14 protein-coding genes, 1 tRNA gene, 1 pseudogene and 1 riboswitch are annotated in these 13011 nt (G+C 66.3%); of the genes and pseudogenes, 9 read left to right on the plus strand and 7 right to left on the minus strand.

All coding sequences use genetic code 11. The annotated features are described in order from the left end of the window. Positions 1-88: 88 nt before the first annotated feature. Positions 89-466: a helix-turn-helix transcriptional regulator gene (locus D3P35_RS19020; protein ID WP_118136760.1), complete on the minus strand. Its 378-nt coding sequence runs from the start codon at positions 464-466 to the stop codon at positions 89-91. Between the two features lie 159 nt (positions 467-625). Here D3P35_RS19020 and D3P35_RS19025 point away from each other — a divergent pair, with 159 nt between their 5' ends. From D3P35_RS19025 to D3P35_RS19060, 9 genes and pseudogenes are all read left to right on the plus strand, one after another. Continuing rightward, entirely contained in the window at positions 626-1828 is a 1203-nt protein-coding gene (locus D3P35_RS19025) for a pyridoxal phosphate-dependent aminotransferase (protein ID WP_118136763.1), read from the plus strand. Between the two features lie 91 nt (positions 1829-1919). Next, positions 1920-1995 (plus strand) — tRNA-Gly (locus tag D3P35_RS19030). Between the two features lie 89 nt (positions 1996-2084). After that, positions 2085-2567 carry a hypothetical protein gene (locus D3P35_RS19035; RefSeq protein ID WP_157982216.1) on the plus strand — a complete coding sequence of 161 codons (483 nt, stop codon included), beginning with the start codon at positions 2085-2087 and terminating at the stop codon, positions 2565-2567. Between the two features lie 171 nt (positions 2568-2738). Beyond that, positions 2739-2932: riboswitch (cobalamin riboswitch) on the plus strand. A 118-nt stretch (positions 2933-3050) separates the two neighbouring features. Further along, entirely contained in the window at positions 3051-4991 is a 1941-nt protein-coding gene (locus D3P35_RS19040; RefSeq protein WP_198670703.1) for a TonB-dependent siderophore receptor, read from the plus strand. Continuing rightward, on the plus strand, positions 4991-5848 hold the full coding sequence (locus tag D3P35_RS19045) for an ABC transporter substrate-binding protein (RefSeq protein WP_118136769.1): 858 nt from the start codon (positions 4991-4993) through the stop codon (positions 5846-5848). Before D3P35_RS19040 ends, D3P35_RS19045 begins: the two co-directional genes overlap by 1 nt. Beyond that, positions 5845-6843, plus strand: coding sequence for an iron ABC transporter permease (locus D3P35_RS19050; RefSeq protein WP_118136803.1), 999 nt, complete (start codon positions 5845-5847; stop codon positions 6841-6843). The genes D3P35_RS19045 and D3P35_RS19050 overlap by 4 nt, the downstream gene beginning before the upstream one ends. After that, positions 6840-7652 (plus strand): ABC transporter ATP-binding protein, encoded by an 813-nt coding sequence (locus tag D3P35_RS19055; protein WP_118136771.1) that lies wholly within the window; start codon positions 6840-6842, stop codon positions 7650-7652. The genes D3P35_RS19050 and D3P35_RS19055 overlap by 4 nt, the downstream gene beginning before the upstream one ends. Then, positions 7649-7909, plus strand: a complete 261-nt coding sequence (locus tag D3P35_RS26270) for a hypothetical protein (RefSeq protein ID WP_157982218.1) — start codon at positions 7649-7651, stop codon at positions 7907-7909. Before D3P35_RS19055 ends, D3P35_RS26270 begins: the two co-directional genes overlap by 4 nt. Next, positions 7869-8281: pseudogene (locus tag D3P35_RS19060) on the plus strand (transposase); the annotation flags it as partial. The gene D3P35_RS26270 and the pseudogene D3P35_RS19060, both read left to right, overlap by 41 nt. A gap of 358 nt (positions 8282-8639) precedes the next feature. On the opposite strand, the gene D3P35_RS26275 reads toward D3P35_RS19060, so the two are convergent. The 6 genes from D3P35_RS26275 to D3P35_RS19085 form a co-directional block, all read right to left on the minus strand. Further along, a complete protein-coding gene (locus D3P35_RS26275) occupies positions 8640-9419 on the minus strand; it encodes a hypothetical protein (protein ID WP_157982219.1) in 780 nt (259 codons plus the stop codon). Then, complete coding sequence (locus tag D3P35_RS19065) at positions 9416-10480, minus strand: GSCFA domain-containing protein (protein ID WP_118136775.1); 1065 nt, start codon at positions 10478-10480, stop codon at positions 9416-9418. Before D3P35_RS19065 ends, D3P35_RS26275 begins: the two co-directional genes overlap by 4 nt. Before the next feature lie 34 nt (positions 10481-10514). After that, a complete protein-coding gene (locus tag D3P35_RS19070) occupies positions 10515-11231 on the minus strand; it encodes a DNA adenine methylase (protein ID WP_118136777.1) in 717 nt (238 codons plus the stop codon). Positions 11232-11405: 174 nt separating this feature from the next. Next, on the minus strand, positions 11406-11753 hold the full coding sequence (locus tag D3P35_RS19075; RefSeq protein ID WP_118136779.1) for a hypothetical protein: 348 nt from the start codon (positions 11751-11753) through the stop codon (positions 11406-11408). A 1-nt stretch (position 11754) separates the two neighbouring features. Next, on the minus strand, positions 11755-12399 hold the full coding sequence (locus tag D3P35_RS19080; RefSeq protein ID WP_118136781.1) for a lysozyme: 645 nt from the start codon (positions 12397-12399) through the stop codon (positions 11755-11757). A 267-nt stretch (positions 12400-12666) separates the two neighbouring features. Continuing rightward, the gene (locus tag D3P35_RS19085) at positions 12667-12930 is read right to left on the minus strand and encodes a hypothetical protein (RefSeq protein WP_118136783.1); all 264 of its coding nucleotides are present in this window, start codon (positions 12928-12930) and stop codon (positions 12667-12669) included. Between the last annotated feature and the right edge of the window lie 81 nt (positions 12931-13011).

A 13011-nucleotide genomic window follows, 5' to 3' on the forward strand; every position in this document is an offset into this window, starting at 1 on the left:
GCTGCTCTCCCTTCACGTCTTGCGGGTGGTTCCCGTCTTCGCAGGATGGCGCGGCGGCCGGCGCTGTCCAGCCCCCGCGGCGCGCGCGTCAGCCCGGCAGGCGGCGCAGCAGCCGGGCCAGCCGGTCGGCCAGGCGGAGCTGCTCGATGCGGATGGCGCGGATTTCCTGCAGGATCGGCCCCTGCAGCCCTTCGGCACCGCTCTCGACCACCGGGCCCTCGCCCTCGCCGGTCATCAGCCAGACCAGCGAGACATTGAGCACGCCGGCGAGCATCTGCAGCTTGTTGGCGCGGGGCTCGGAGCGGTCGGCCTCCCAGTTCAGGATGGTCTCGGTCTTCACGCCGAGCTGGCGCGAGAGCTGCGAGACGCTGAGGCCGAGGGCCTCGCGCGCGGCCGTCACCCTGTCGCCGAAGGTGGCGGCGCCGTCGGTATAGTCGTCCGAGGCCCAGTCTTCGTCGGAGGTCATGGCGCACCTTTCTCGTCGTTTCGTCCCGGGGGGCCCTCCCTAGCATGGCGGGGGCCGGGAAAAAAGCCGCGGCCGGGCCGATTCGGTATACCACGCCGCTTGCCGTTCTTACGTAGCGGCAGTATTGCTGCGCCATTCCTGACCCATCCGGAGCATCCGATGACCTTCCTTTCGCAAAGCCTCGCCCGCGTGAAACCCTCACCGACCGTGGCGGTCACCACCAAGGCGGCGGAGCTGAAGGCCGCAGGCCGGGACGTGATCGGCCTTGGCGCCGGCGAACCCGACTTCGACACCCCCGAGAACATCAAGGACGCCGCCAAGCGCGCGATGGACGAGGGCCGCACCAAGTACACGCCCCCCGACGGCATCCCCGAGCTGAAGAAGGCGATCTGCGCCAAGTTCGAGCGCGAGAACGGCCTGAAGTACCAGCCCAGCCAGGTGACCGTGGGCGTGGGCGGCAAGCACGTGATCTACAACGCGCTGGTGGCCACGCTGAACCCCGGTGACGAGGTGATCATCCCGGCGCCCTACTGGGTGAGCTACCCGGACATGGTGCTGCTGGGCGGCGGCACGCCGGTGGTCATCGAGGCCGGGCTCGACCAGGGCTTCAAGATCACCCCCGAGCAGCTCGAGGCCGCGATCACGCCCAAGACCAAGTGGCTGGTGTTCAACTCGCCCTCCAACCCCACCGGCGCCGGCTACACCCGCGCCGAGGTGAAGGCCCTCACCGAGGTGCTGATGCGCCATCCGCATGTCTGGCTGATGTCCGATGACATGTACGAGCACATCGCCTACCCGCCGTTCGAGTTCTGCACCCCCGCCGAGGTGGAGCCGGGCCTCTACGAGCGCACGCTCACGGTCAACGGTGTCTCCAAGGCCTACGCGATGACCGGCTGGCGCATCGGCTACGCGGCCGGCCCGGTGGAGCTCATCACCGCCATCCGCAAGCTGCAGAGCCAGTCGACCACCAACCCGTCCTCGATCTCGCAGTGGGCGGCGGTGGAGGCCCTCAACGGCCCGCAGGACTACATCCCGATGAGCCTCGAGCACTTCCAGCGCCGCCGCGACCTGATCGTGGGCCTGCTGAACGAGTGCGAGGGCATCGAGTGCCCCACCCCCGAGGGTGCCTTCTACGTCTATCCCTCCATCGCGGGGCTGATCGGCAAGAAGACCCCCGCCGGCAAGGTGATCGAGACCGACGAGGACTTCGTCTCCGAGCTGCTCGAGGCCGAGGGCGTCGCGGTGGTGCACGGTGCGGCCTTCGGCCTGTCGCCGAACTTCCGGGTGAGCTACGCGACCTCGGACGACACGCTGAAGGCCGCGGCCGCGCGCATCAAGTCCTTCTGCGCCAGCCTGAGCTGATCTTCCCGGAGGCGGGCCCCGCGCGGGCCCGCCTCCCCCCCTGCAAATACCGCTTGCGCCCGGCCCCCGGCACTGTATGTTGCGCGTCAAGGCGGGTGTAGCTCAGTTGGTAGAGCATCAGCTTCCCAAGCTGAGGGTCGCCGGTTCGAACCCGGTCGCCCGCTCCAAATATCCATTTATTTCAAGGCGTTGCAGGACGGTCAATTTTGACCGAACAGAACGCAAGTGGAACGGATAGGCACCGAAACGCAACGGATTGCGTGAAGCCACCCACAATCCACCCACAGTGATCTGCTCGGCGTTCGCGATTCGTGTAGCAGCGGCGCCTTCATCGCGAGTGTTCGGTCACACCGGGCATGGAGCGCTTCACGTAATCCGGGTGGGCACCTGCATCTTCAGGGAGCGCGGACGCTTCGGATCTCCCCTTGAACGCTCTGACGAGTTCATCGGGGTGCCGGTGGCCTGCCCGCTCCCCCTGGACGTGAACGGTGATATCGAAATGCACAAGTCTTTCGTCGACGATCCTAACCCGTTTGACGTGCAGTCGATCCGCGACTGGATTGCCTATGTTGAGACGCTTGAGCTCGACGCGGACGAACGGGCAGACCTCTTGGCGCACGGGAACCGGATGCTGGAAGCCGCACTGCTGGATCCAGACGCTCTCCGCGCGCGGATTGCCGCCCGCCCAAAGCTTCGGATGTTCCGTGACGGACGCCCGGCGCCAGACGTCGAGAGCTGAAGTCGAGAGCTACTGAGAAGCTTCAGGAGCGCAGTTTGCCCAGGAAGCACGAACGCGTCCAGGCGGTCGCCTCCTCATGCGTGTTCGGCGGAGTAACTGTCATGGGGGCTTTCGCGCTGAGCCAGAAAATGATGCGCGCCTTCGTCGCATTGTCGCCCGCGCCTCCGACACTTACGAGCCCGGACAGACGGTTCCCTTCGGGGATCAAAAGGGAACGCGGTGCGGGGTGCAGCCCCAATGCCGCGGCTGCCCCCGCAACTGTAAGCGGCGAGCGCTTCGTCATCGCGCCACTGGGACCTCCCGGGAAGGCGACGGCGCGCAGAGACCCGTGAGCCAGGAGACCTGCCGTCTGTCGTGGTCATGCGCGTGCGCGTCGGACGGGGTGAGCCGATGGATGCCAATCCGGACAGGATGCCGAGAGGCGCCTGCCGGGAGGGTCTCGTTCGCGGTGACGTGCCACCTGGCGTCCCGTTCGAGGAACCCATGCTCCATATCCGTCCCAGGCCTCAGGGCCGTTGTCTGCCCCTGCCCGCTCTCCTGCCTCTCGCAGCGCTCGTCGCGCTTCCCGCCGCCGCGCAGGACGAGGCCGGCAGCGAGGCCGATCCCATCACGCTGGATCCGATCGTGCTCACCGCCAACCGCGTGCCCACACCCGAACGCGAAGTCGGCAGCGCCGTCACGATCATCGGGGCGGAGGAACTGGAGGAGCGGCAGGTGCGCGTGGTCTCCGACGTGCTGCGTAGCGTGCCCGGTGTTTCGGTGAACCGCACCGGCACGATCGGCGGCCTCACCCAGGTGCGCCTGCGCGGCTCCGAGGGCAACCAGACCCTCGTCATCATCGACGGCATCGAGGTGAACGACCCGGCCAGCGGCAGCGAGTTCGACTTCGCCCATCTCCTGGCGCAGGACATCGCCCGCATCGAGGTCCTGCGCGGGCCGCAGAGCGCGCTCTACGGTTCCGACGCGGTGGGGGGCGTGATCAACATCATCACCCGCAAGGGAGAAGGCGCCCCCTCCGTCTCGGGCGAAATCGAAGGGGGCACGAGGGCCAGCTTCTCCGGTCACGCCACCCTGAGCGGCGCAACGGAAGGGTTCGACTACCTCGCCAGCATCGGAACCCTGCGCACCGAAGGCTTCTCGAGCGCCGCAGAATGGCTGGGCAACCCGGAGCGCGACGGCTATCGCAACACCACCAGCTTTGCCAAGCTTGGCTTCGACCCGCTGTCGAACCTTCGCATAGACCTGGTGGGCCGATGGACGGACTTTCGCGCCGAGAGCGACGATTTCATCGGCGGGATCGGCGCCACCGACGCGCCCTCCGCCTCAGATGGCCGACAGCTCTTTGGCAGGGCCCAGGCGCGGCTCGATCTGTTCGAGGGCCGCTGGCAGAACACCTTCGGCGTGAGCCGCACCCAGCATCAGCTCAACTATCTTGCCGACGGCGCCGTCACCAGTCGCTACGAGGGCAACAAGACCAAGCTCGACTGGCAAAGCACCCTCGCGCTGCGGGCCACGGCTCTGCCCGAGGTCTCGCACCGCATCACCTTCGCCCTGGAATACGAGGAGGACGAGGCGACCAGCGAGAGCGCCTGGTCAAGCTTCGACCGCTCCATCGGCCAGACCGGCATGGTGGGCGAGTATCAGCTCGGCCTCTGGGACGATCTGTTCCTCACCGCAAGCGTGCGGCAGGACATGAACGACCTCTTCGGCGACGCCACCACCTGGCGCACCACGGCGGCCTACACCTTCGACGCCACCGGCACAAAGCTGCGCGCCTCCTACGGCACGGGCGTGAAGAACCCCACGCTCTTTGAGCTCTACGGCTACACCGACACCTACCAGGGTAATCCCGATCTCGATCCGGAAACCGCTCGCGGCTGGGACATGGGCATCGACCAGGCCTTCTGGCAGGACCGCGGCACCCTGAGCGTGACCTATTTCAACCAGCGCATCACCGATCTCATCCAGGGCACCGGCGAGACCTCGGTGAACGTCGCGGGCACCTCGGCCATCGAGGGCGTGGAACTGGGCCTTGCGCTGGAGCCAGTGGACGCGCTCACCTTCCGCGCCTCCTACACCTGGATGAACGGCGAGGACGCCACCGGTGCCGAACTGGTGCGCCGGCCCCGCCATTCAGCCAGCCTCGATGTGAACTACCGCTTCCTCTCCGGAAAGGCGAACGTGAACCTGGGCCTCGTGTGGAACGGCGCCCAGAAGGACTGGGCGTATGACGCGGCCTACACCCGCAGCGTGGTGAGCCTGGACAGCTACACGCTGGTGAACCTCGCCGCCGCCTACAAGGTGAGCGAAGCCGCCGAGCTGTTCGCACGGGTCGAGAACCTCTTCGATACCGAATACGAGGAGGTCTACACCTACGGCGGCGCCGGGCGCACCGCCTATGCAGGGCTGAGGGTGGCCTTCTGATGCTCCGGGGAGCCGGAGCAGCCGCTGGCCTCGCGCTGTTGCTGGCGCAGGCAGCACCGGCCACGGCCGGGCCTGCCCCCGCCGCGCCCGAACGCGTGGTGTCGATGAACCTGTGCACCGATGCGCTGGCGATCGCGCTGCTGCCGGAGGAGCGACTTGCCTCCGTCACCTGGATGGCACAGGACCCGGCAAGCTCACCCGTCGCCGACCAGGCGGCCCGGTTTCCGGCGAATCACGGGCTGGCCGAGGAGGTGATCCGCTTCGACCCGGACCTGGTGCTTGCCGGCCGGTACACGACGCGAGCGGCCACACGTTTCCTGCGCAGCGCCGGGCGCGATGTCTACGTGGCCGGCGTGCCCTCCACCCTGGCGGAGATGCGCGACGAGATCATCCGCCTTGCCGCGGCACTCGGCCAGTCCGCGGAGGGCCGCGCCATGCTGCGCGTGATCGAGGCGCGGCTCGATGCCCTGCCACCGCGCCCCGCGCATCCACCCACCGTGCTGGTGCTCAGCCCCAACGGCTTCACGGTCGGCCCGGGCTCGCTGGTCGACGAGATCATCACCCGTGCGGGGTTCGAGAACCTTGCCGGCCGGCTCGGCCTCGAGGCCTACGACACAATTCCGCTCGAGACGGCCATTCTCGCCGGCGCGGACGTGCTCATCATCGACGCGCCGGAAGGGCGGCCGCCCGCGCTCGCGACCCGGGCGCTGCATCACCCCGCCCTGCGCCGGCTGGGGCGGAAGATCGAGATCATCCCCCTGCCCTCGCGGCTGTGGACCTGCGCCGGCCCCGGCGTTGCGGAGGCCGCGGAACGGCTGTCGCGCGCCGCCGCGCGCATCGCGGCGGCCGCGCCATGAGCAGCGTGCCCGGCTCCCAGGCGCTGACTGCGGCCCTGCTGCTGGCAGCGCTCCTGCTCACCGGCGTCTCCGCGGCGACCGGCTATGCGCCGCTCGACATCCCCTCGGCCCTGGCGGACTGGTGGTCCGGGCGCGAGAGCGTTCCCCGGCTGGTCTTTGCGGAGCTGCGCCTGCCCCGGGCGATTATCGGGCTACTCGTGGGGTTCAGCCTCGGGATCAGCGGCGCTGCCCTGCAGGGCCTGCTGCGCAATCCGCTGGCCGACCCGGGGGTGATCGGTGTCTCCGCCGCGGCCGCCTTCGGTGCCGTGGCGGCCTTCTACTCCGGCCTCGCACTGCTGGTGCCGTTGGCACTGCCGCTCGGCGGCATCGCCGGGGCGGTGCTGGCCACACTGGCCATCGCCGCCATCGCCGGGCGCGGCGCGGGCACGTTGCAGATCATCCTCGCGGGCGTGGCGATCTCCAGCCTGTGCGGAGCGCTCACGGCGCTCGCGCTCAACCTCTCGCCGAATCCCTACGCGGCGCTGGAAATCGTGTTCTGGCTGATGGGCTCGCTGCAGGACAGGAGCTTCGAGCACGTGCTGCTCGCCGCCCCGCTGATGGCGGCGGGCTGGCTGCTGCTCGCGACCACCGCCCCGGCGCTCGACGCGCTGAGCCTGGGCGAGGACACGGCCGGCAGCCTCGGCTTCAGCCTGGTGGGGTTGCGGCTGCGCGTGGTGCTGGGCACGGCGCTCTCGGTGGGCAGTGCCGTGGCGGTCTCCGGGGCGATCGGCTTTGTCGGGCTGGTGGTGCCGCACCTGCTGCGTCCGGCCGTGGGGCACCGACCCGGGGCACTGCTGCTGGCAAGCGCCCTGGGCGGCGCGGTGCTCACCCTCGCCGCCGACATCGCCGTGCGGCTGCTGCCGGTCCAGCCGGAACTGAAGCTGGGCGTGGTGACCGCCCTCGTCGGGGCGCCGTTCCTGTTCTGGCTGCTGCGGCGGCTGAGGGGCCCGGCATGACGCATCTGGTCGGAAAAGGTCTTGCCGCCCGGCACGGATCCGGGAGGCGGAGTGGCACCCTTGTGCTCGACGGGGTGGATTTCCACCTCCGCCCCGGTGAAATCGTCGGCATCATCGGGCCGAACGGCGCCGGCAAATCCACCCTGCTGCGGCTGCTTGCCGGGCTGCAGGAGCCGGAGGCCGGCCGGGTGACCCTGGACGGCCACACCCCTTCGCCCCGGCAGCGCGCCCGCACGGTTGCCTACCTCGAACAGGGTGCGGCGGTGCACTGGCCGCTCAGCGTGCGCGAGACCGTCGCCCTCGGCCGGCTCCCGCATCGCGGCCGCCTCGGCCCGGCGGATCCGGCGGCAGACACCCGCGCCGTTGACGCCGCCCTGCAGGCGACCGGGGTATCCGCCCTCGCGCAACGGCGTGCCGACACGCTTTCGGGCGGTGAACGCATGAGAGTGTTGCTGGCGCGCGCCCTGGCGGTAGAGGCGCCGCTGCTGCTCGCAGACGAGCCAGTGGCAGCGCTGGACCCGCATCACCAGCTTCACATTCTCGAGTTGCTGCGTGCCCGCGCCCGGGCCGGCGGCGCCGTGGCGCTGATCCTGCACGACCTTGCGCTTGCCGCACGTTTCTGCGACCGCCTCATGCTGCTGGTCGGCGGGCGGGTGTTGGCCGACGGTCCGCCCGCCGAGGTGCTCGGCGACATCCGGCTGGCACAGGCCTTCTCCATCACCGTGCTGCGCGGCACCGAAGGCGGAGCCCCCTGGCTCCTGCCCTGGACGCGCCTGCCCCTCCCCCGCCCCGAGGAGGACATGACATGACCGCATCACTGCTGCACCGCCTCCTGTCCGACGCCGGAACCGCCTGGGCACTGGGGTCCTTCGGCGCCCTGGGCGAGTTCCTCCGCGACCCGGAGGAGCCGCACAAGATCTGGTCCGATGCCGACGGCGACGCCGTGCGGACAGCCCGTGGCGCATTGCGGCTGCTCGCTACGATTGATCCACTGGATCAATCGTCTAACGCTCCAACTCTGAGGCAAAGCGCTCAACCAGGCCATCCACAAGTTCGGCCCGCCTGAGATCATGAATACGGACCAGGGATCCCAGTTCACGTCCTTCGCCTGGACGGACAGGCTCCGCCGATCCGACGTGCGAATTTCGATGGACGGGAAAGGCCGGTTCCTCGACAACATTTCATCGAGAGGCTGTGGCGCACCCTGAAGTACGAGTGTGTCCACCTGCATGCCTGGGAGACCGGTTCGGAAACAAAAGCGGCTATCTGGAAATGGATGACCTTCTTCAACCACCAGCGCCCGCACTCAGCACTCGGCGGCAAGCCACCGGCGCTGGTTTACCGGCAGAGAAATGATATCAACCAACTCGATCAGCAGGTGCAACGAGTAGCTCAAATTACGCCAGATCCTGTCCAACGATCGGGGAGTAGCTCATAATTGCGGGCGATCACGACCTTTTGGGGCTCGGTCGATGAAGGGCGGTTGATGGGCCATATGATGATGGCGTTCGGACATTAATGGTTCATTAAGTGCTATGGCCGACACTCACATAGATCGAGAAGCTGTGAACAGGTCTGACCGCTATGAAAAATCTGCAAAGCCCAGAAGCCGAAGCGATACTCTGCAATATCGCTTCGGTTCTGACAAATGAAGCAGCGAAGCTCCGAGGCCTGAAGCTCTCGGAAGGCGGAACTTCCATCAGGTCCGAGACGGTTTCTCTGGACTGGACCCATGAAACCTATCGTGCGATCCTAACCGACCTTAGACGCATGCTTAGAGAGAGATCTGAAAGCGCTTATTGAGATACAGCCGCGAGAGATGTATCCAAATTACTGCCCATAAGTGCAGACAGGAAAAGGTCCAGCTCTTTAACCAATAAGTGACCGTAGCCCTCGTTCATGTGGTAAAATTCGCGCTTGCTGGGATCTTCCTTATAGATGTTAGCTGAAAACTCGGTCTTGGTATGGAGCAGTCCGTCCATCGTCTCAGGAGGCTGCTCGATCAGAATGCCTCCCGCAGGCAGCGCTGCTCGAGCGGCCGCCCAGTGGAGTTCTCGGAGAAGCGATTGATCTGCCTCCACAATATCCCAAGCCTCATCCCGCTGCGTGATCTCAGAAAGCGGATACGGGTCGGGAATTACTACGATCGGCACCTGCGTAGCCCTGCGAATGCAAGCAGCGACCGTCATCGCCCCACACTGGCGGAGCAATCCTGCTTCAGCAGTGGCGAAGCATGAAAGTGATACGAGAGTTACCGATTTCTCCGTGTCCATCTTGGTCGTCCGCCATCTATTATAGAGTGGCAGGGACGCCCGGACGGAGGATCCGAGGCCGATGATCACAAGTGCAGAGAATTCGCTCATATCGAGCGAACCGGTTTCGTCAAAGCCGTGCAGGCTGCGATAGTTATCACCCGGCAATTGGATGAAGGAGCCGTTTGCCTGAAGACTATAGAGTCCAGTGCCAGCCGCTCCGGCGAAGTGAACGGCGTCTACGCCTTCCAGATTCGCACCTTGAGAAAACGCCTTCCGGATGGTCCAGAGATGAGAATCCCCCATAACGCAGATCTTGGTCATTTAGAGAAGGCATCCAGCATGATTTCCTCACACACAACGTCGTCTTCACTCGATAGTCTGGCCCGCCTCCGGGCCGTATTGCTTTTCCGTGCAGCGCTCGGATCGGCGATGTCAGCGCCATGCGCGCCCAGAAAGATCTCCATCACCCTATCAACGCCGGCTTTGTTCACGGATCGAAGGTTCGGTTCGAAATAGAAGCCTCTGCTCGAGGGAGCAGTGACTATCTCGTAGGAAGGAAAGTAGTCGATAAACGCGCTATCCTCAGAAAGTTGACCAGTCACAGCGCGTAGCACCGATTTGGAATAGCTCGTCGCGGTAAGCACATGATTCCCTGTAGCCGTGGCTGTAAGTGGTACCGGCGACACAGTCGTTAGAACGCGTATGTCCGGGTTAAACTCCCGAACGATGTCCACAACCTTCAGAAAGTCGCTCATGATTTCCTCGAAGCGGAAATTTTTGAAGCGTGTCTTCTCAGGATCGTAGGAGCCTGCGATCGTACCAGGGGCCGTCGGATAGACCCTTCCTGTATCGCAGCGTTCCCATGCCTCAGTAAGGCCAAAAGTGAACACGAACACTTGTGCCTCAGAAAACGCGCTGCGCACCCGCCTCAAGTGCTGCCGTCGATGTTCGATCAGCTCATCCAAGCTATCAAGTCCAGAGGGCTCCACAGTGGGTCTCTGTGGGTCGTACCAACGGCCGTTCTTCTCCCACCCTTCGATTTCCATCCAGCCCTTTCCAGTGGCTTCCTGCAGCAGCTGCAGAAGCTGACGAACCGTATAGATATTGCCGTAGCGCGCCGAGTAGAGCTGGTAGCCGAACCGTTGGGCTTCAGCCTCGCTCAAACCTACCGGAGCTCTCTCTTTGTCGAGAACATTAAAACCTCTCCGCTTCAGGTGACGGCCGAGGTGCTGGGCAAAGCAACTGCCCGCAGTAACAATCTTGGTTTCGGGGAGGATGTCGAATTTGCGCTTATACAACCCCTCCATGTCTTGCGGGTGACGTTCCGCCACTGCGGCGCGCCAAAAGGCCTCGGAAGGCAGATTCTCGTAAGGGGAGCGCATGGCCAATCTCCGCAGGGTCTCATCGGCAGCCTTATTAATTGCAACCTAAACCTGGAAGCGGCGTGGGAAAACCCCGACCGAACGATCTTGTCCCGGGCGCTGGAAAGGTCGGGGGAAAGCCAGCGCCCGGAACTCGCTGCTCTGGACGAAAACGCAGAAGATTAACCCTGCGCAACAAACAGCAAGCCCGCCGACGCAAGGGGAGGGAGTGATTGCGCGGCAGGACAATTCCATATTGGCGCGGAACGGTTAAGAGAAGGTTAATTCGCAGATGCGACGGGGTGAGCCGGGAATGCGCTGCCTCCAGCAGCGGACCGAGCCGGGAGATGTCGAACCGCGGGCTGCTCGTCGGCGACACCCCGAACACTCCGCTGACCTGCCCGCCGAACGCCAGGCGCTGCAGGTAGAGGAACCGGGCGGCGCGCTCCAGGTCGGTGAGCGTGGCGGGGTCGGTCCGGCGCAGGCGTTCGAACTCCTCGCGGGCGGTCACGTGGAAGCGCATCGTGTCCATGAGATAGGCGTAGTGCCGCTGGAGGATGCGGAAGAGGTTCACGATCTCGCCGTTGCGGTCGTTGGCGACCTCGAGCCGCGGACGGAAGGGGCGGCGCAGGAAGACACCGCCCATGCCGACGAAGGGCTCGACGTAGGTCTTGTGGGGAATGCGGGAGATGCGATCGATGAGGGTCCGGTGCAGGGCCCTCTTGCCGCCCAGCCAGGGGGCGACGGGTGCGGCAGCGCGCACTTGTTCCATGAGGTGAATCCGTGTCAGGTCGCGCGGCCCGCGCGGGCACGGGCGACCACTTCGATTCGATCCTGGTCGGCACGGTCTCGTCTCAAAGTTAGGCCGTGTGGTTCGGGCTGTTGGCGCAGCCCGGGCCCCCGCCGCGGCGGCGGGGGCTGGTGTCAGGAGCGGCGGGCCAGCGTCCTACCCCGCCCCACCGAGCGCCGCGGCCACCTTGGCCCGCAGAACGTCCTCGGAGGCGCCGAGCCTCTTCACCGCATCGGGCACCGAGCGCCTCACGTAATCGACGGCAGTCTCGACCTGCGCGGCATCCGGCAGCGCGCCGGTGGCCGGCAGCGTCACGCCGGCCCGGCGCAGCGCGAGCCGCACCCCGGTCATGATGGCGGCATCGAGGGCGGCGCGGTGCTTCGCTTCGATATCGAGTCCGAGGCGCTGTTTCGCGACGAGGGCGAGCCAGGCGACCAGCACCGAGGCGAGGGTACCGGCGAGCTCAAGCGCCACGGGGGCGAGGGCGTTGAGGATGGTGTGCATGTCAGGCTCCTGTCAGCCAGGTGAGGATACGGGCGAAGAGGGACGGCCGGGGCGCGGGCGGCTCCGGCTCGGGGTCTGGTTCCGGCTCGAGCGGCTCGGGCTCCACCAGCGCCAGGAACTCCGCCACCGGCATCACCCGCAACACGCCCTGCAGGCGACCGGCCGTGTCGGCGCGCCAGATGGGCACCGGCTTCTCGGGGTAGGTGCCGGCGCGGAACAGCTCGCGCTCGGCATCGCGGCGCGGGATGATCTCGGGCGGCTTGTGCCAGTTGTCGAAGGCCAGCGCCGCGCCGCGCCGGTCGCCGGCGTTGAGCAGCTCCACCAGCCGCGCGCGGGTGATGCCGCCGGTGTTGAAGTCGAAGGACACGAGCGCGTCGAACTCGTGCTGCGAGAGGGGCACGGCGACCGCCGCCAAAACACGGGCCTCGCACAGCGCGAGGTCGGCGCGGAAGATCTTCACCGCCCGGGCGATGGCCGCGTCGAGATCCTCGGGCATGCCGGTGGGCATGGCGCCGGGGTCCGGGCCCCCTGCCCCGGCGGTGTGGCCGATGCCGAAGGTCCAGATGCCCTTGGTGTCGCGGTAGGGAGCGGGCACAAGGCCCTCGTGCGCGGCCAGGGCGGCCACGCCTTTTGGGGATGTTCTCATGGGGGATCTCCGGGTGGAAGAGATTGGGCAGACCTCATGCAAAAATCGACTCGCGCAGATGACCGCCTGAAGCTATGGATTGTGTGTTGGCTATTTCGCTGACTGGCTGGCGGACAGTCTCAGTAAATCGTGCCCCTCAGCCCGATACCCCTGATTTCCCCCTCACCGACATCAGGGGAGTTCCCGCCCGCTCACAGTATACGGATCTGAGAGTTGGCGATCTCGCCCAGGCGGGCCTCCCGAGCAACGCCTGGGCGATTTCCCCTCTCACTCCTTTCGCCGCTCGATCGCAGTTTTGAGCTCGCCGATGGCGGCGAGGATGTTGTCGAGCTTCTGGCGGTCGCCGGCGGCGGTGATCTCGGCGAGGCGCATGCGGTCGGCGAGCTGCTCGACGCGGCGGGTGCGCTCGGCGCCGGCATCCTCCACCGCCCCGATGCGCGCCTGCATGGTCGCGTAGGTCGCCGTCACCACCACGATCATCGTGCCGATGGAGATCAGGTTGCCGACGCTCACGGTGCGGTCGAGGCGCATGGGCTTTTCTCTCTCGCGCGGGGGGCCGGGGGATTGTGTCATGCCCGCCCCCTCAGATCGTGATGCCGAAGCGCCCCAGCC

It is taken from the genome of Oceanicella sp. SM1341 (assembly GCF_003448965.1).
Classification (GTDB): domain Bacteria; phylum Pseudomonadota; class Alphaproteobacteria; order Rhodobacterales; family Rhodobacteraceae; genus Paroceanicella.